General features: G+C 48.7%; 17 protein-coding genes. 2 read left to right on the forward strand and 15 right to left on the reverse strand.

What is annotated here, in order from left to right; translation table 11 throughout:
• The first annotated feature begins 95 nt into the window (after window positions 1-95).
• Complete coding sequence (locus FJQ58_RS05430) at window positions 96-461, forward strand: MerR family transcriptional regulator (protein WP_139991420.1); 366 nt, start codon at window positions 96-98, stop codon at window positions 459-461.
• A 14-nt stretch (window positions 462-475) separates the two neighbouring features.
• Window positions 476-793 (forward strand): thioredoxin family protein, encoded by a 318-nt coding sequence (locus FJQ58_RS05435; protein ID WP_139991421.1) that lies wholly within the window; start codon window positions 476-478, stop codon window positions 791-793.
• Window positions 794-1,405: 612 nt separating this feature from the next.
• Here the strand turns inward: FJQ58_RS05435 and urtE are convergent.
• The 15 genes from urtE to FJQ58_RS05510 form a co-directional block, all read right to left on the reverse strand.
• Window positions 1,406-2,101, reverse strand: coding sequence for an urea ABC transporter ATP-binding subunit UrtE (gene urtE, locus FJQ58_RS05440; RefSeq protein ID WP_139991422.1), 696 nt, complete (start codon window positions 2,099-2,101; stop codon window positions 1,406-1,408).
• Entirely contained in the window at window positions 2,079-2,855 is a 777-nt protein-coding gene (gene urtD / locus FJQ58_RS05445; protein ID WP_139991423.1) for an urea ABC transporter ATP-binding protein UrtD, read from the reverse strand. The genes urtE and urtD overlap by 23 nt, the downstream gene beginning before the upstream one ends.
• On the reverse strand, window positions 2,827-3,909 hold the full coding sequence (urtC, locus tag FJQ58_RS05450; protein WP_139991424.1) for an urea ABC transporter permease subunit UrtC: 1,083 nt from the start codon (window positions 3,907-3,909) through the stop codon (window positions 2,827-2,829). Before urtC ends, urtD begins: the two co-directional genes overlap by 29 nt.
• 21 nt (window positions 3,910-3,930) lie before the next feature.
• On the reverse strand, window positions 3,931-4,836 hold the full coding sequence (urtB, locus tag FJQ58_RS05455; RefSeq protein WP_139991425.1) for an urea ABC transporter permease subunit UrtB: 906 nt from the start codon (window positions 4,834-4,836) through the stop codon (window positions 3,931-3,933).
• A 128-nt stretch (window positions 4,837-4,964) separates the two neighbouring features.
• On the reverse strand, window positions 4,965-6,236 hold the full coding sequence (gene urtA, locus FJQ58_RS05460; protein ID WP_202915217.1) for an urea ABC transporter substrate-binding protein: 1,272 nt from the start codon (window positions 6,234-6,236) through the stop codon (window positions 4,965-4,967).
• Between the two features lie 339 nt (window positions 6,237-6,575).
• A complete protein-coding gene (locus FJQ58_RS05465; RefSeq protein WP_139991426.1) occupies window positions 6,576-7,589 on the reverse strand; it encodes an ABC transporter substrate-binding protein in 1,014 nt (337 codons plus the stop codon).
• 139 nt (window positions 7,590-7,728) lie between these two features.
• The gene (locus tag FJQ58_RS05470; protein ID WP_139991427.1) at window positions 7,729-9,306 is read right to left on the reverse strand and encodes an ABC transporter substrate-binding protein; all 1,578 of its coding nucleotides are present in this window, start codon (window positions 9,304-9,306) and stop codon (window positions 7,729-7,731) included.
• A 90-nt stretch (window positions 9,307-9,396) separates the two neighbouring features.
• Window positions 9,397-10,482, reverse strand: a complete 1,086-nt coding sequence (locus tag FJQ58_RS05475; RefSeq protein WP_139991428.1) for a peptidylprolyl isomerase — start codon at window positions 10,480-10,482, stop codon at window positions 9,397-9,399.
• A gap of 71 nt (window positions 10,483-10,553) precedes the next feature.
• Window positions 10,554-14,081, reverse strand: coding sequence for a transcription-repair coupling factor (mfd, locus tag FJQ58_RS05480; protein ID WP_139991429.1), 3,528 nt, complete (start codon window positions 14,079-14,081; stop codon window positions 10,554-10,556).
• Window positions 14,082-14,190: 109 nt separating this feature from the next.
• Window positions 14,191-14,421 carry an anti-sigma-F factor Fin gene (locus FJQ58_RS05485; RefSeq protein ID WP_139991430.1) on the reverse strand — a complete coding sequence of 77 codons (231 nt, stop codon included), beginning with the start codon at window positions 14,419-14,421 and terminating at the stop codon, window positions 14,191-14,193.
• A gap of 63 nt (window positions 14,422-14,484) precedes the next feature.
• Window positions 14,485-15,045: an aminoacyl-tRNA hydrolase gene (gene pth / locus FJQ58_RS05490; protein WP_139991431.1), complete on the reverse strand. Its 561-nt coding sequence runs from the start codon at window positions 15,043-15,045 to the stop codon at window positions 14,485-14,487.
• 145 nt (window positions 15,046-15,190) lie between these two features.
• Window positions 15,191-15,841 (reverse strand): 50S ribosomal protein L25/general stress protein Ctc, encoded by a 651-nt coding sequence (locus tag FJQ58_RS05495; protein WP_139991432.1) that lies wholly within the window; start codon window positions 15,839-15,841, stop codon window positions 15,191-15,193.
• 295 nt (window positions 15,842-16,136) lie between these two features.
• Window positions 16,137-17,534, reverse strand: a complete 1,398-nt coding sequence (gene glmU / locus FJQ58_RS05500; RefSeq protein ID WP_139991433.1) for a bifunctional UDP-N-acetylglucosamine diphosphorylase/glucosamine-1-phosphate N-acetyltransferase GlmU — start codon at window positions 17,532-17,534, stop codon at window positions 16,137-16,139.
• A gap of 303 nt (window positions 17,535-17,837) precedes the next feature.
• Window positions 17,838-18,119: a septation regulator SpoVG gene (gene spoVG, locus FJQ58_RS05505; RefSeq protein WP_028609566.1), complete on the reverse strand. Its 282-nt coding sequence runs from the start codon at window positions 18,117-18,119 to the stop codon at window positions 17,838-17,840.
• 130 nt (window positions 18,120-18,249) lie between these two features.
• Window positions 18,250-18,648 (reverse strand): RidA family protein, encoded by a 399-nt coding sequence (locus FJQ58_RS05510; protein WP_139991434.1) that lies wholly within the window; start codon window positions 18,646-18,648, stop codon window positions 18,250-18,252.
• Between the last annotated feature and the right edge of the window lie 46 nt (window positions 18,649-18,694).

Consider the following 18,694-nt stretch of genomic DNA (forward strand, 5'->3'; position numbering starts at 1 on the left):
GTTATAATCGCCTATTTTAAAAAAAGATTTGACCCTAACACTGATGTCAGGGTTTATACTACGATTAAACCATTTCATAACCCCGGGGGTACCGCATGAAAATCGGTGAATTGTCACAACAAACAGGCGTCAGCGTTCGTTCGCTGCGCCATTACGAGCATTGCGGATTACTCACATCCGTCCGTCAAGATAATGGTTATCGGGATTACTCGCCACTTGCTGTCGAAACGGTTGCAAGCATCAAGCTTTACTTGAACCTAGGCTTAACAACAGAGCAAATAGCCGGTTTCCTTACCTGCGTGCTTCAACATAAAGAAGCATTTTGCTCAGAGGTGCTGCCAGTGTACCGCCAAAAGCTAGCTGAAATCGATCGCCAAATCATAGAACTAAGCCAGATCAGAACCAATCTGCTCGACCGAATCGCATCGCTTACGAGTACTGAACAAGAACCTAATAAATAGGAGGAGAAACCAAAATGGCTATAATTAACGCAGATTCGGAGCTCACACTAGACTCAGCCCTAAGCCAAGGTGTTGTCCTTGTCGATTACGCCGCCCCTTTTTGCCCGCCCTGCAAAACCTTGCTAGGCGTCTTGGAGGAACTAGAGGAAGAAATGAACGGAGAAGTAAGCTTCATTAAAGTGAACTGCGAGGAGCTGCCAGCAGCCGCTTCCAAGGCTGGCATTCTCGGAACGCCCACCGTAATCGTCTATAAAGATGGTGTACCGATGGATAAGCTGGTTGGACTGCGCCAAAAATCAAGCTATCAAGCCATTCTTCAAAAATATCTATAAATACCAACTGCAGTCGGCTGCCCCGTCCTTTGGCGGCAGCCTTCCGTTCACAGCTAAATAGAGCAGTCTGGCCAATACTGCTTGGAGGGCCTTTGGATAGTTCCATGGAAAGTTTCTTTGGGTGTTCCTTTGGGTGTTCCTTTTGGCCGCTTTCCACCCCACTTTTCCTATACTTTTTGCAGCATTTTGGCTGCTGCATCTCTCCATTTCATTTAGATGGAATTCCTCCTTATAATTTCAAGATTTTTAGGTTTTTGGGCCCTTTAGATGGAATTCATCCCTCTAATTGAAGGCGGAAAGTCGATATTTGCTTTATTCCTTTAGAATAACAGGATAAATTCCCGCTAATTTCCCCCTACCTGCCTATAAGACTATTTTAGAGGGATAAATTCCTGCTAAAACCTATATCTCCATAGCCAATGCATAAAATGAGTGAATACCAGCTAGTTACGCCAGGATTTCAAGGTTTTTTTATATAGTCGAAATTACGACTTTCTTTTCACTTTTCACTTCTCATTTCACTTCACTTCTCAACCATACAAAGCACAACAAATAAAAGCTTCAACAAAAAAAGCGCCTTCTCCTAAATCCGGAGAAGGCGCTTTTTCTTGCTCAAACGGTTAAATATTTGCGGATGACCTCGTCGTCGAGCGACTCCAAGCCGCCCTCCCAAGCAATCGCGCCTTTCTCCAGCACATAGAAATAATCACCGACGCTCTTCACGAATTCCAGGCTCTGCTCCACCAGCAGGATAGCCGTCTTGCCATCTGCCTTTATCGAGCGGATAACGTCCCTAATGTCGTCTACAATCGACGGCTGAATCCCTTCGCATGGCTCATCGAGCAGCAGCACCTCCGGTTTAGAAGCAAGCGCCCTCGCGAATGCAAGCTGCTGCTGCTGCCCGCCGCTCAGATCGCCGCCGCGGCGCGCATACATCGTCGGCAGAACAGGAAACTTTGCTATCGCCTCGTCCGGAACAGCTGTCAGCTTCGTCCGCGAAGCCTCCAAGCCCAGCAGCAAATTTTCATACACCGACAGCTGCGCGAATATTTCGCGCCCCTGTGGCACATAGCCAATACCACTTTTTGCCCTTATTCCCGGCGCTTTCTTCGTAAGGTCGGAGCCATTGTAGGAAACCGTCCCCTCGCGGGCCTTCAATAGCCCCATAATGCTCTTCATTAGCGTCGTCTTCCCGACGCCATTGCGTCCCAGTAAGCAGACGACCTGCCCCTGCTTCACCTTTAACGATACCTCGCGCAATATTATACTCTCGCCATATCCGGCCTCAAGCTGTTGAACGGCTAACATCGGCATCCCGCCTTTTCCCCAGATACACTTCCGCTACGCGATCATCCCGTTGAACCTCATCCATCGATCCTTCCTTAAGCAGCCTTCCTTCATGCATGACCGTTACCTTGCTCGCAAAGTTTCGGACAAATTCCATATCATGCTCCACGACGACAACCGAGCGCTTGCGCGCAATTCGGTGCAGCAGCTCGCCCGTCTTATCCGTCTCTTTATCTGTCATCCCCGCAACCGGCTCATCCAGCAGCAAAATTTCCGGCTCCTGCAGCAGCATCATCCCAATCTCAAGCCACTGCTTTTCCCCGTGCGACAGCCCTCCGGCGCGCCATTGCGCTTTCTGCTGCAGACCGATCATCTCCAGCTGCCCATCGATGCGCGAGCGTTCCTCCTCGGCCATCTTTGCGAACAGCGTGGCAAACACCGACCGTTTCTGACGCATCGCGATCTCCAAGTTTTCAATGACCGTCATGGAAGGAAAGATCGAAGGCGCCTGGAACTTCCGGCCGATGCCAAGCTCGGCAATCTGATGCTCTTTCTTTTTCGTAATATCCACCTTGCCATGAAAGGTAACCCGGCCCATCGATGGCCGCACTTTGCCGCAAATCACATCCAGCATCGTTGTCTTTCCCGCGCCATTGGGACCGATAAGAAAACGAAGCTCGCCTTTCTCCAGCTTTAAATTCATCCCTTGAACCGCCTTAAACCCGTCAAATTCAACCGTTACATCATCACACAGCAGGATTGCGGACTCCTTCATGCTTCGGTTCCCTCCTCTTTTTGCGGAACTTGATTTGACTGACCAGACCAGCTACACCCTTAGGCATAAAGACGACAACAACAACAAACAACAGCCCCATAAAGAAAAGCCAGCCTTGCGGATACGCCGTGCTGAATTCGCTTTTGGCCCAGTTCATGAGAATCGCACCCAGCGCCGCGCCAATAAGCGTTCCTCGTCCTCCAATGGCTACCCATAGCACCATTTCAATCGACGGCACAATGCCCAGCATGGACGGCGATATAATGCCGACATGCAGCACGAACAGCATACCCGCTATACCCGCGATAGCAGCCGAGATCGTAAAAACAACCATTTGGTAAATCGCCGGATTGTATCCGATAAAACGAACACGATTCTCGCCATCCCGAATGGCCCGAAGCACCTTACCGAAGCGACTGCCGATGACATAACGACAGAAAACGAATATGCCGATCAGCGCCACGACCGTAATATAATAGAGCACCCGCTTCGTTTCCGGTGAACCAATCGAGAAGCCTAGAACAGTAGAATAACCGGTTAGCCCGTTCGTTCCACCCGTAAAAGCCTGCTGACCTATAAGAAGCGTCGTAGTAATGATAACTAGAGCCTGCGTCAAAATAGTGAAGTAAACGCCGCGTATCCGGTTGCGAAACGTCACGTAACCGAGAATTAATGCAAGAAGCGCAGGAATGACTATTCCCATGGCGACAGCAAACCAAAAGCTCTGAAACGGCTGCCAAAACAAAGGAAGCTCCTTCAGGCCGCTCCAGCCCATGAAATCCGGCGGCTTCCCCCCACTCGCCTCCAGCTTCAAATACATGGCCATCGCATAAGCGCCTAGCCCGAAGAAAATGCCGTGACCAAGACTCAGAATACCGGTATAGCCCCATATCAGATCAAGCCCCAGCGCCACAATGGCAAAGGCCAGAAATTTCGCCAGCAAGTTAAGCCTGAAATCACTCACAAAGAGCGGTGCCGAGAAAAGCGCCGCGGCCGCGGCCGCGTACCCAATCAGTATCCATATTCGCTGGGGAGTAAACTTTTGCAATCGCATGAGCCTCACACCTTTCTTATCCTAATCAAGCGACCGCGAGCGCATGGCTACAAGTCCCATCGGCTTCCATTGAAGGAATGCAACGATACAAACAAACACGAGCACCTTGCCAAGCGATGCATTCGTCCAATATTCGAATAAGGTATTAAACATGCCGATCCCCATCGCTCCAAGCACCGTTCCCACTAGCTTGCCTACACCGCCAAGGACGACGACCATGAACGCATCCACGATGTAATAGGTGCCTAGCGAAGGCCCGATCGGTCCGAGCAGCGTCAGTGCGCACCCGGCAATACCCGCAATGCCGGAGCCAATGGCAAAGGTCATGGCATCCACGCGCCTTGTCGAAACCCCAAGACAGGCTGCCATATCGCGATTTTGCATAACTGCGCGCATCCTTCGTCCCTCATGGCTTCTGTAAATATAGAAGTACATCGCTACTAGGCAAGCAATAACGAGCGCGATAATAAAAAGCCGTTTATACGGAAGCAAAGTGCCATCCATAATCTTTAATCCGCCATTGAGCCAAGCCGGACTTGTAACCGCCACGTTCGGAGCGCCAAAGATGGATCTTGCCAGCTGCTGTAGAACTAGCCCGACTCCCCAGGTTGCCAGCAAGCTATCGAGCGGGCGGCCATATAAGAAACGGATCAAGGACATTTCAAGAATAAGGCCAAATACGAAAGCAATGGCGAAGCTCACAGGAACCGCCAATACAAAATACCAATCGAACATTGATTTGGGCAAATAATCATGGAACAGGTTTTGCGTTAAATAGGTTGAATACGCTCCAATCATAATGAGCTCGCCATGCGCCATATTGATGACCTTCATCAAGCCAAACGTGATCGCAAGCCCCAAGGCAACCAACAGGAGAATAGAGCTGATACTTAAACCGTTGAACAGCTGCAGCAGAAATAATTCCATATGACCGCTCCTTTCATGCGTAAATGGCTTACGCCTATCTTTCGCAAAAAAAACAGAAGGGAAGCATTCGAAGCGATCGAATACTCCCCCATGTATTGCTGCGTATTAGACCATAGCTTGCTTATGAATTATTCCGTCGGCTGAATGCTAGCTGCCCATTCATAACCTTTCAAGTACGGATCCGGTTTCACCGCTTCACCCGAATTCCACAATTCCTTGAATTGGCCATCAGCCTGCACTTCGCCGATACGTACGGTTTTGTAAATGTGCTGCGTTGCTCCATCAATTTTCACTTTGCCTTCCGGCGCATCCCACTCCAGCTCTTTCGCTGCTTCCTTCACCTTATCCACTTCCGTCGAACCCGCTTTCTCTACGGCTGCTGCCCATAAGTACACCGCCGTGTAACCGGCCTCGATCGGGTCAGCCGTAACTCGCTCATCGCCGTATTTCTTTTTGTAATTTTCAACGAAGGTTTTGTTCGCCGGCGTATCTGTCGTTTGGTAGTAGTTCCATGCGGCCAAGTGACCCTCTAGCACATCAACGCCAATACCGCGAATCTCTTCCTCTGCAACAGAAACCGATAATGTCGTTAGATCCTCTGCTGTAATACCCGCATCCTTCAATTGCTTGAAGAAGGCTACGTTACTGTCACCGTTCAAGGTGTTGTACACCACGTCCGGTTTAGCCGCCTTAATCTTGCTGATCAGCGTGCTGTAATCCGTATGGCCGAGCGGAGTGTACTCTTCGCCCACCAGTTCGCCGCCTTCCGCTTTCAACTGCTCTTTAATGACGAGGTTTGCCGTGCGGGGGAAAACATAATCCGATCCGAGCAAATAAAATTTCTTGCCGCGGTTTTCGAGCAGCCAAGAGACCGAAGGTACGATCTGTTGATTGGTCGTTGCGCCTGTGTAGAAAATATTAGGGGATGACTCCAAGCCTTCATACTGCACGGGATACCAGAGCAAGCCGTTCAGCTCCTCGAATACCGGCTTCATTGCCTTCCGGCTTGCCGAAGTCCAGCCGCCGAATACTGTAGCCACCTTATCTTCAGAGATCAGCTTGCGCGCTTTCTCTGCAAAGGTCGGCCAATCCGACGCTCCATCCTCAAGCACCGGTACGATTTTTTTGCCTAACACGCCACCCGCCGCATTAATCTCGTCAATCGCCATCATTTCCGCATCGATGACCGATACTTCGCTTATGGCCATCGTACCGCTCTGCGAGTGAAGAATGCCGACTTTAATTTCCCCCTCCGCGCTTCCACCTGTATTTGCCGCATTGGTCGGTTTATCCGTTTCTGAGTTCGTAGATGCCGGTTTGTTGTTTCCTCCGCAGCCTGCCAATACAATCGTCAAAGCCACAAGCAACAAGCCGCATTGATAAAACATTCTCTTTTTCATCTTCCCACTCCCCAATTCTATGTATTTATCTGTTTTTTCCGAACGATCAAGCTTTTTTCAACTCCATCGTTCGTGCTTTCATTATAGATTGACCATTATATGGATGTCAATATACTTTACACCAAAATTTTAAAGGAGTAGGTTTTTTATAAAAAATAGGAATTTAGGGGTATTTTTATTTAATTTATGTTAGGTATTTTGACCTTATTGACGTGTGGATCTATTTTTATATGTTCGTTTTAAATCATTTATGACAGATATCATTACATATATAGAAGAAATAAAAAACCCATCTCAAGGCATGTGCCTTAAGATGGGTTTACTTGATACCTATCCGTATTATTTCTTATTCTCGTCCGCTCTTGCGATAAGCATATCTACGATCAGATCGACCTGTCCGCTTATAGCGAGTGGGTCATAGCGATAGAAGGTATCAAAATCATTTTCAAAATACTGATTGTTTTTTACTGCATCCAACCCTTTCCATACGGCCAGGTCTGTCAATTGTTTTATCGCCTCGCCCTTTTTCTCCGGATCATAAACGGTCATGAACATGTAGTCCGCCGCATATTCAGGCAATGCTTCTTTGGACAGCTGGAAGAATCCGCCGTTTGCATCTACTTGTTTTTTGATGGAATCGGGAATTTTTAAGCCCAATGCGTTATATACAGCTTGACCCGAGCGCCCCGAATTTTCTCCGAACATCCAGATTTCGCCTTTGTCTGTCAGCTCAAAAATACCAACCGTCGTATTCTCATCTACGATACCTTTCAGCCTCTCGCGGCCTTCCTTGGCCTTTTGGTCATAGGCTGTGATGAATTGCTCTGCCTTCTCTTTGTCTCCGACAATATCGCCAAATAACCGCACGCTCTCATAGATATCCGATGCCGTGCCGTAAGGCAGATATAGTGTAGGAGCAATTTTGGACAAGGATTCATAGCTCTCGTCATACATCACCACGATTAAATCAGGCTTTAGTTCCAATACCTTCTCCACATTAATTGGAGCTCCTACATCCGCAGCGTCCTTCAACTGCTCAGCAATAAAGGGATTGTCGAAAGCGCTTGGCTCCACACCAACCACATTTGCCCCTACTGACAACAGTTCCCCGCCGTAATAGTCGGTAACAATCCGAAGTGGTTTAACCGGAATCTGAACAGCACCCTTCGTTGTATCGAAGCTGCGGTACTCAGCCACAGGTGCTTCCGTTGGCGCTGGCGCTTCCGTTTCTGCCGGTGTATTCGTCGAAGTTTTGCTATTAGTTGCATTATTCGCTCCCCCGCAGGCAGATACGAGTACAGACAGCATAAGAATTAACGCACTAATGATTAACAACGATTTTCTCTTTAACATGATGAGCCTCCCTAGTTACGTTCAACAACATTTTCGCATTTGTGATAATGCGAATCATTATCGTTAGAAGCATATCAGATGACTTCACTCATCGTCCATAGATAAAAGTCACCATGTCATATGGATTATTGTCACCTGCTTATTGGGACAAAATCAACTGGGCCAACAGCACTGTAAGCTTCTGCAAGGAAACGCCATCGTTAGAGAACCATTTATTTACCGGAATGGAATACATTCGATTATTCCTAACAGCGGGTAGCTGCTGCCACGTTTCGCTTGCCAATAAACGGTTCGTATTTTCCATTCCAGCCTCGTCATATATACTAACCACCATATGATCAGCCGCGTAGCCAGAAAGCTCCTCTGGCGATATAATTTTACTTTTTCCCACATCCAGCACATTTTGCTTGAGCGCGGCAGGCGGCGTACATCCTAGTGCGTCATATAAAGCATAAGCCCCACGGTCCTGCCTGCTAAGCGCATACACATTGCCGTCTGCAATTTCATAAGCCGCAACCGTTTCTCCTGCTTCAATTACATTCTCAAGCTTGCGTCTCAGCTGGCCAGCCATATGCTTAAACTGATAAATCCAGTTATCTGCCTCACGCTGCTTTCCAACCATTTGCCCTAGCATTCGCATTCGTTCCAACGGACTTATTTCTTCCCATGATTGTGTAAGGACCGGCGCGATATCACGCATCTGGCGAAGCTGGTCTGCTCTGAAATAATTAGGCGCAACGATAATATCCGGCTGCAGCATGCGCACCTTATGGCTTTCCCATTCTTCGAAAGACGGGATGCCGGCCAGCTCGCTCCTCAGCAGCTGCGAGTGTCGAACCAAACGCGCATCTACGCCAACTGGCGTAATGCCTAAGGCCAGCAAAGTGCCGATATATTGAAAAGCCACGATGCGCTTGGGGCTTTGACGAAATTCCGTTGGATAACTGCCAGTCGCTTGCTTGAATTTTCGGCTAAAATACAACGCATCCGCATATCCCACTTCCGATGCGATCTCATTAATATGACTGTCGGTAATCGACAGGAGCTCTTTTGCCTTATCCATGCGAGTTTGCAAAATATAATCCGACAAGCTTTTACCCGTCTCCTTATGAAACTGCTTAGATAAATAATGCGGATGGTAGCCGGTTAAATGCGCCAGAAAGGGACGTTCCAGCTTCGTATTGTAATTTTCCTTTATGTAGTGAATGGCCTTTTGTATCGGTGTTGCGTGGTTATATTGAGGGATTTGCCGATTTGTAATCAGTACCTCTTGCAGCAGCTCAAGCAGAAGTCTCTGGCCCTCCAAAGGATTTTCGGTGGCCTCAGTTTCATAATCTTCAATAATGGCCTTGAATAGGCCAATCAAGACGCCAAAGCGGTTAGTCGCAATCAAACCGTTGCTTGGGAGCCCTTCGCCATCCTGTTGATAAAAAAGCCGATCTTGCGTATCTTCCATCAGCTTATAAGGCGTGAATTGAATCATATAGAGATGCAGATCAGACTGGCCGGAACTGGATATAACAACACGCGATCCCCCGTGAGCAAACAAGAGACAGCCAAAGCTTAACTCATATTGTTGGTCATTCATCTCCATTATGCCGTGGCCCTCGCCAAGGAGGAATAGAGCAGGAGCCTGTATCACCATTTCCTTGGATGGTTCAGGGAACTTCAAAACAACACTTCTCGCTTCTCGCAGCACATATTGATTCGTCTTCACCCGTCAATCAGCCCTTGCTTCGCATATTTTTCAGAAAAAGACCCCTTAACCAGCTTGCGGTTAAAGGGTCTGAATCGAGCATCTTCAAGCTTATTTCGTTGCAGGAGCATCCGTCGCAGGCGCATCCGTTGCCGGTGTTTCCTCGCCAGCCGGAGCATCGCTTGCCGGCGTTTCGCCAGCAGGGGCGTCACTTGCAGGAGTCTCTTCTTCCGCTTTAGGAAGCTTGATGACGATCTCTTGCTTTGGAAGCTCGTCCGTCATGAATTTACTCATTTTCTCGTTAGCAAGCACGCTTCTTACCGGCTCTTTGCCTTCTTCCGTAAGATCAGCGTAGGCTGGCGTATCACGTTTCTCAACAAGAATAACATGGTAGCCGAATTCTGTTTCCACAGGATCGCCAACAACGCCTACCTCTTGTTTAAATGCTGCCTGTTTGAATTCTTCTACCCAATTGCCGTTTTGTTGGTCAACATATTGGCCGCCTTTGTCTTTCGAGCCTGTGTCATCGGAGTATTCTTTAGCCAATGCCGCCCAGTCTCCGCCAGCCACAAGCTTTTCTTTCACTTCTTTGGCACGTGCCAAAGCTTCTGCATCCGTGCGCAGCTCTTTTTGCTCTTGCGTTGTTGGATCGGTTGTTGATGTAGCAACCAAGATATGGCGAACGGTAACCTTCGCATAATTGACTAGGTTTTTCTCATATTCTGCTTTCATTTCATCATCTGTTACTTGAGCATTCATATGTGCTGACACTTTGGAGGTCAGCAGCAGAAAGTTTTCCATATCTTTGTTTTTCAATTTCTTCTCGTCTACCGATGCTTTCAGATCAGCGTTTTGCTTCAGAGCGTCTTTATATTGTGTCATTTGCTCTTTGACATCCGCTTCCGCTTTCTTCACGGATTCATCAGAAGCTTGGCTTCCCAAAATTTTGTACGAGATATACTGCTGGAGCAACTGCTCCTTAAATTGCGGAATTTCAATAATTTGCGCATAAGTTGGCTGCATGATCGTGAATACGTCCAGATACTTGTTGAACTCCTTATCGGTTACGCTGCCGCCCTTATAAGTTGCAACCTCTGTCTCTTTCGCGCCGCATGCCGCCATCGTCAAGACCAGCACGACTGCCACGATAAGCAGCGCGCCTTTGCGCCATGCCGATTTGCGTGAACTGTGTAACATGTTGAATCCCCTTTCATCTTATGAACTTGTTAGTATTGTATCAGAAAAGGGACGCAGAAAGCGAATATTGTCTATGGCGACACATTTTGCAATTTGTCCGTTTGGACAAGAACATCTTTATAGCCTTGCAAAAATTGTTCGATCATATGAATCTTTTGCTCCATATTCAATCCCTTGCCCCGCAGTAATATACTAGGGTTTGGCTCCTGATCGCTGCTCTGTTTGAATCGGTTCTCATGCTTCAAGCAAAGCTGGTCCACTTTCTTCCGGTCAATCCGGCGCTTCTCGGTGGCCGCGAAGCGAAGAAGCAAGTCATCGCCTTTCCCGCCAACCTGCTCGATGCCATACAAGGTCCCGTACACCTTAAGTCTGGCTACCGCAAGCAAATTGCTAACCGCCTGCGGCAAATCGCCAAAGCGGTCAACCAGTTCGTCGATCAAGTCGTCCGATTCTTCAAACGTGCGGATAGCGGCGACTTTTTTGTAGATTTCGATTTTTTGAATGCTGTCGTAAATATAATCCGATGGCAAATACGCGTCTATGCTCACATCGATAAGCGTGCTTACCGGTTTCTCTTCCTTCACTTCTTCCCCGCTCATCTCGGCTTTGCGCTTAGCGATCTCGTCAGCCAGCATTTGCGAGTACATATCGAAGCCGACAGAAGCAATGAAGCCATGCTGCTCGGCCCCTAGCAAATTCCCCGCTCCGCGAATTGATAAATCACGCATGGCGATTTTGAAACCGGACCCGAGCTCCGTAAACTCCTTAATGGATTGCAGACGCTTCTCCGCAACCTCCGTCAGCACCTTATCCCGCTGGTACGTAAAATAAGCATAAGCAATCCGGTTTGACCGGCCTACGCGCCCGCGCAGCTGATAGAGCTGCGAGAGCCCCATCTTGTCCGCGTCATGCACGATCAACGTGTTGACGTTCGGAATATCGACGCCTGTCTCAATGATACTCGTGCTGACAAGCACATCGGACTCCCCGTCCAGAAAGTCGAGAATCGTCTTCTCAAGCTCCTGCTCCGACATCTGTCCGTGCCCGACCGCGACTCTAGCACCAGGGACGAGCGCGTTTATCTGCTCAGCCATTTGATAGATGCCCTGCACGCGATTATAGAGATAGTAGACTTGGCCGCCGCGGGCAAGCTCGCGCTCAATCGCTTCACGCACCAGGGATGGACTGTACTCTACCACGTACGTTTGTACAGGAAAGCGATTTTCCGGCGGTGTCTCAATAACCGACAAATCACGCACGCCGAGCATCGACATATGCAAGGTCCGCGGAATCGGTGTCGCTGTAAGCGTAAGCACATCGACATTGGTTTTCAGCTTCTTCAGCTTCTCTTTGTGGGATACGCCAAAGCGCTGCTCCTCATCGACAATCAGAAGGCCTAATGATTTGAAAATAATATCCTGGGACAGCAGACGATGCGTACCGATGACCACATCAACGGTTCCCGCCTTTAGTCCTTTCATCGTCTCGTTCTGCTCTTTCCGGGAGCGGAACCGGCTAAGCACCTGTACGTTGATCGGATAACCCGCGAAGCGCTCGCGGAATGTCTCATAATGCTGCTGCGCCAAAATCGTCGTCGGCACCAGTACCGCAACCTGCTTGCTGTCCATAGCCGACTTGAAGGCTGCGCGGATCGCGACCTCCGTCTTCCCGTAGCCTACGTCACCGCAGAGTAAGCGGTCCATCGGCTGGGTTTTCTCCATATCCTTCTTGATCTCTTCGATCGCACGGAGCTGGTCACGCGTCTCGTCATAAGGGAACATAGCCTCGAATTCATTCTGATAAGAGGTGTCTTGTCCAAAGGCATAGCCCGGTGCCGTCTGGCGCTCGGCATACAGCTTGATCAAGTCGTCAGCAATATCCTGTACAGAAGCTTTTACCTTGCTCTTCGCGCGCGTCCATTCACTGCCGCCAAGCTTGTTGACCTTCGGCTCCTTCTCCTCGTTGCCGACATATTTCTGAATCATATCCACTTGCTCTATCGGAACTGACAGCTTATCGCCGCCAGCATACAGGATATGGAGGTAATCTTTATGGATGCCGGCAATTTCGAGCGTACCGATACCTACGTACTTGCCGATTCCGTGATTATGGTGAACGACGTAATCGCCAACCTTAAGCTCGGTATAGCTTTTAATCCGCTCGGCATTATCGACTTTTTTGTCCAGCTTGCGCGCTTTGCGCTGCTTCTGCGAGAACATCTCTCCTTCGGTAATAATAACCAAATGAGAGGATGGCAGCTCGAACCCGGACTGTAAATTGCCTTCCAGCAGAGTAGGTGTCTCTATGTTGTAATCATCGAGCACACGGCGCATTCTCTCCATGCGCTCCGAGTTTCCGGCCAGCATCATCACGGTAGCGCCTGTCTTGCGCCAACGCTCCATTTCCGATTTCAGCACATTCATTTGCCCATGGAAATTTTGCATCGACCGACTAGTCATATTCAAAATGTTTTGCGGCTGGGAATGTGGAATTTGTCTAAGGAATAAGGACAGAAACAGCGTCGGGAACGGACGATGATGCAAAATCTCTTCCGTGTCGCGAGCAAGCGCAAAGCCCGGCAGAGATTTGCCGTTTTGAAGCAAATGCATGGACCACTCGGCTTCATCACGCTCGAGCTGTTTAGCTGTCTCTATTAACCGCGTCGGCTCATCTAGTATAAGCAGCGTATCGCTTGGCATATAGTCGAGTATCGTTTGCCTCTCTGGATAGAGCAGTGAAATATATTTATAAATCTCTGGAAAATAAACATGCTCACGCAGCCGCTCCAGTTCCCCGCCCAGCTCCGTCCGCAGACGATCCTTTGCTGTGCGGTCTGTCATCTTATCAAGCTGCTGCTCGAGAAGCTTCTGCGCATGATTGGCCGCTATCTCCATACGGCTGCCTTCCGCCATAAGCTCCTGGCAGGGAAGAACCACATAAGAATCCAAACGATCGGATGAACGCTGGTCTGCAGGATCGAAAGCGCGGATGGAATCAACATCATCCCCAAACCACTCAATCCGGTAGGCTTGCGATGCTGTCAGCGGATAAAAGTCGACAATGCCGCCCCGCACGCTCATTTCACCCCTCAGCTCCACGCGATCGGCTCTTGTATATCCAAGGGCTGTCATTTGGCGCAGGAAGGTGTCAATCGGAAGCGAGTCGCCAACCTTGACTTCGATTTGCGCCTCTGCCATTACGCTGCTTATAGGCAAATAACGCCGTACTCCCGAGAAAGGCACGACAACAATCCCGCGGTAGCCTTTGGACAGCTTAATCAGCACATCCATGCGCTGCGCCAGCGTCTCAGGACTTGAGATCGCCGCTTCGGCAGCAACCAGCTCATTGGCGGGATATAACAACACCATCTCTGGCGATAGACATTCCTGCAAGTCCTCTGCAATCTTCTGCGCAGAGAACATGTTATGCGTCACAACCAGCATCGGACGCTCTACATCCTCCTGCAGCGCTGCAATGAGCACTTGCCTGGAGGAGCCTGCGAGACCAGAAATCATCTGCTCACGCATGCCTTTACGAATACCGGATATGACGGACTGTACGTCCGAATCCGCGGCAAAAGCTTTAATTAACGCTTTCAACGTTTGCGACACCCCGTTTCTTTACACAATCGGAGAGTGATACGATCGCTCCCTGTACATTGAAAATAAGCCTCAGCCGTCCGCTAAGGCTCATACTATTCACTTTCCGTCATTGAAGAGGATTAGCTACCAAATGGAGCTCCGGGTTCGCGTCAATCGCCTCACGGCAATAATCGCAGACCACTTTCACCGTTACATCTCCATTTGGGTCATACGCTATTATATCGCTGCGCTCTTCGGGGGTCAAGAAATGGAAACCAAGCTGATGCTCCGTTATATTGGACCCGTTTAAAGATCCCATGGACGTTTTGCAATGCCGACAAATATAGTTTACAGCCATATGTATGCCTCCTGAACGGTCGTTATACCCTTCAGTATGCCCGCAATATCGCAAACTAACAGATTATCGGTTAAACTTTGCCATCGTTTCTTCAAATGGCGCCTTAAGTCTGAACTCAATAGCGTCACAAGCATCCGCGATCATGGTTTCGAGCTTGTCCCTTTCACTTTTTGGAAAAGAAGACAGAACGTAATCCGCAATATTCATGCCCGGCAGCGGACGCGAGACCCCCATCCGAACACGGTCGAACGTCTGCGTACCCAGATGCTGAATCAGCGACTTGATTCCGTTATGGCCACCTGCGCTCCCTTGGTAACGCAGTCTCAGCTTGCCGATCTCCGTGTCAAGATCATCATAGACAATGACCCCATCCGCCAAATCGGCTTTAAAATAATCCATAAACGACCGGACGGATTCGCCGGATAAATTCATATATGTCATCGGTTTAATCAGGATCACTTTCGTGCCCTGTACATTGCCTTCCCCGATTAAAGCTTTGCATTTGCTTTGCGTTACGCTGATTCCCCAACGCTTGGCCAGCTCATCAATCACCATAAAACCGACATTATGCCGGGTTCCTTGATAAGCGGTGCCGGGATTTCCTAGTCCAACAATCCACTTCATGGCTTACTCCACTCCTTCTTTACGGTCAAATGTATCATAATCTATTGTAAGCGTAAACGGCTGGAGTCGCCAGTGGTTGAACAATCATCAAACAGCGCCGTCCTGAGAGGAACGGCGCCGGTTATTATTTAGAATGACGAGCAGCTTACAGGCTCTTAACGCCTTCAAGCTGCTCTTCTTTTGAACGAGACTCCGCTTCGGCAAGCTCCACGGCAGCATCCTCCGCCTCTTCCTCCGTAAGCTCCTTCTGCGGCGCAAGAATTGTCAGCACCACTTGCTCCGGGTCAGCACTTAATTCTACGCCCTTAGGCAGCTTCAAATCGCTGACCAGCACGCTCTCTCCCACCGCCAGCGAAGAAATGTCTACTGTAACTGCATCCGGGATGTTGTTAGGCAAGCACTGAACCTCCAGCTCATGCATAACCACTTGCAGTACGCCGCCTTCTCTCACGCCTTGGGAATCCCCTTCGGCTTGAATGCGGACATTGGCTTTTACATTTTCGTTCATGTTGATTTGATGAAAATCGACATGAAGCACTTGGCGATTTAGAGAATCACGTTGAATCTCTGAAATCATAACCGATGTTTTGCCGTGTGACGGCACATTTATTTCAAGCACCGCGTTGGGATGGGAACGAAGCAGCGATTGCAGCTCCTTGCTATCCACCGTCACCTGCGCGGCATTACTTAATTGTTTTCCATAGATGACGCCGGGAACTTTACCTTGGAGCCGCAATTGGCGCAATTCACCTTTCGTCGTACCAGTTCGTTGATCCGCATTCATAGCTATCGCCATATTGATTACCTCCTAAAGTTTTGTGAAGCAAAACTTACTTCGTAAGCATGCACTCGGTTTTGTGAAGCAAAACTTACTTCGTAAGCATACACTCGGTTTTGTGAAGCAAAACTTACTTCGTTTTTTGAATTCCCTATAACTTACCCACTTTGGCGAAAGGTTAAACTTTACTCCATGAAAAATTGTAAAGTAACGTTATTAATCAGGCTTGGTCGAATCACTCAGCACAAAAAAAGCAGAAGCAAATTCATGGTTTCGAATTTGCTTCTGCTTCTCGTATATCATTGCCTATTGTCTATTGCTGCTTCTTCTCTTTTTTGGCTTTTGCCCGGCCGCGGATCTTATCCGCATAGCCTGCTTTATTCACTTGGCGCTCGCGTGCAATCGCGAGATCGCCAGCAGGCACGTCATGCGTAACCGTTGAGCCCGCAACAACATAAGCGCCATCGCCTATTTTTACGGGAGCGATCAAATTGACGTTGCTGCCGACAAAGGCGTTGTCGCCAATCTCCGTCACAAACTTATTGTAGCCGTCGTAATTGACGGTTATAGCTCCGCAGCCGATATTAACATCTTTGCCTACTTTAGCATCGCCAACATAGCTCAGATGCGACACTTTGCTTCCATCGTCCAGCGTAGCGTTTTTCAGCTCGACGAAATCGCCGATTTTGCAGCCCTTGCCAAGCTTTGAGCCTGGACGCAGATTCGCGTAAGGACCAACTGTGCTTTCATCCCCAACAACCGATTCCGCAACAACGGAATATTTAATCGATGCCCCATTGCCAATCGTGCTGTCCGTAATATCCGCTTGCGGACCGATTACGCAGTCTTCTCCGATTACCGTTGAACCGCGCAATACCGTTCCCGGATAAATAACCGTATCCGCTCCGATTTGAACTCCCGCTTCAATGTACGTCGATGAAGCATCAATAAGGGTAACCCCGCCGAGCAGATGGTTGCGGTTTATGCGTTCACGCATGAAACGCTCCGCTTCAGCCAGGGCAACGCGGTCATTCACGCCAATGGCTTCAGCTAGGTCAGCCGTGCAATAACCCTGAACAGATTCTCCAGATTCGCGGAATAGGCCTATTACATCTGTCAAATAAAATTCACCCTGCGCGTTGTTGCTCGTCACGTTTGCGAGGGCTGCGAATAGTTTCTTGTTATCAAAGCAATACGTACCCGTATTGATTTCGTTTACAGCCGCCTCTTCCGGCGAGCAATCCTTCTGCTCTACGATACGCTGTACCGTGCCGTCCGCGCTCCGAATCACCCGTCCATAACCTGTAGGGTCTGCAAATGCCGCTGTAAGCACGGTTCCAGCCGCACCGCTACTTGCGTGCAGCTCAAGCATCGCGCTGATTGTCGATGCCTGTACCAGAGGTGTATCGCCGCAAATGACGATAGTCGTGCCGTCCTCACTGCCTAGCAAAGCCTCAGCTTGACGGACCGCATGGCCCGTACCGAGCTGCTGTTCCTGCAAGACGTACTCCGCGCCATCTCCCAAATACGACTTAACCATTTCCGCCCCGTAGCCAACGATAACTACTGAACGCTCCGCTTTTGCTTCTTTCACTACATCCAGCACATGAGAAACCATCGGCTTACCGCATACCGGATGCAGCACTTTATATAATTTCGACTTCATTCGCTTGCCCTGTCCCGCTGCAAGCACAATAGCCATAACTTTCAAATCCAAGACCCCCTAAACATACTATGAATGATAGTTTAAGCAATACATGCTACTAATAGCAAACTATTAATTTTATGAAGATCGCCGACCGTTGTCAGCGCGGCGCGTTTCACTCAGACAAATATAGAGAATGTAAGGCCTAAGCATATACTTTACTATATTCCATTATACGAATATGTGACTTAATTTCCAAGCGCGTTACGCCTAATCCAGACTTTGAACCGGGGCGCTTCTCTGCTCAAAAAAAAGAAAAGAGAGCCATGGCCCTCTTTTCTTACAACCCCAAAAACAAGAAATGCTTGGTTAAGCTCCTTCTTCAATCGCAACTTCTTCTGCTGCACGCTCATATTCAGCGAGAACAGCAGCCTGGATTTTCTCCCGGGTGGTTGAAGAGATCGGATGAGCGATATCCCGAAATTCTCCATCCGGAGTACGTTTGCTTGGCATTGCAACGAACATACCATTGTTTCCGTCGATGACACGAATATCGTGAACAACGAATTCATTATCAATAGTAATGGATGCGATCGCCTTCATACGCCCTTCGGAATTTACACGGCGGAGTCTGACATCAGTAATTTGCACTTGTGTTCACCACCTTTGTCTATCAGAGACTTGGTGTATACTTCCACGTTTTTGTGCCAATTCCTTCTACATTTTTGGTAAAATCATGCTCTATTTAAAATATTTTTTTGTATTTGAATCTTTTTCGTTTTCATTCGACAATTGTCGATGCAATGACCTCTATTTCGACAAGAACATCCTTTGGCAGCCTCGCAACCTCTACGGCTGAACGGGCTGGTTTATGCTCTCCGAAATAAGAAGAATAGATGCCGTTGACAGTCGCAAATTGGTTCATGTCTTTCATAAAGACCGTTGCTTTAACAACATCCTGAAAGCTGGCACCCGCAGCCTCAAGCACGGCTTCCAAATTACGAAACACTTGATGGGTTTGTTCCTCAATACCGCCATCGACAAGCTGCCCTGCCGCATCGAGCGGAATTTGTCCCGAAGTAAATAATAATCCTCCAAGCTTGATCGCTTGCGAATATGGTCCAATTGCTGCCGGAGCTTTGTCCGTAGCAATTACTTGAAGCTGCTGCTTCGTTGTCATGATGGTCCCAGCCTCTCCTAACAAGATGTGGTCGGTCTCGGATACG

Source organism: Paenibacillus paridis, from assembly GCF_006345825.1.
Taxonomy (GTDB): domain Bacteria; phylum Bacillota; class Bacilli; order Paenibacillales; family Paenibacillaceae; genus Pristimantibacillus; species Pristimantibacillus paridis.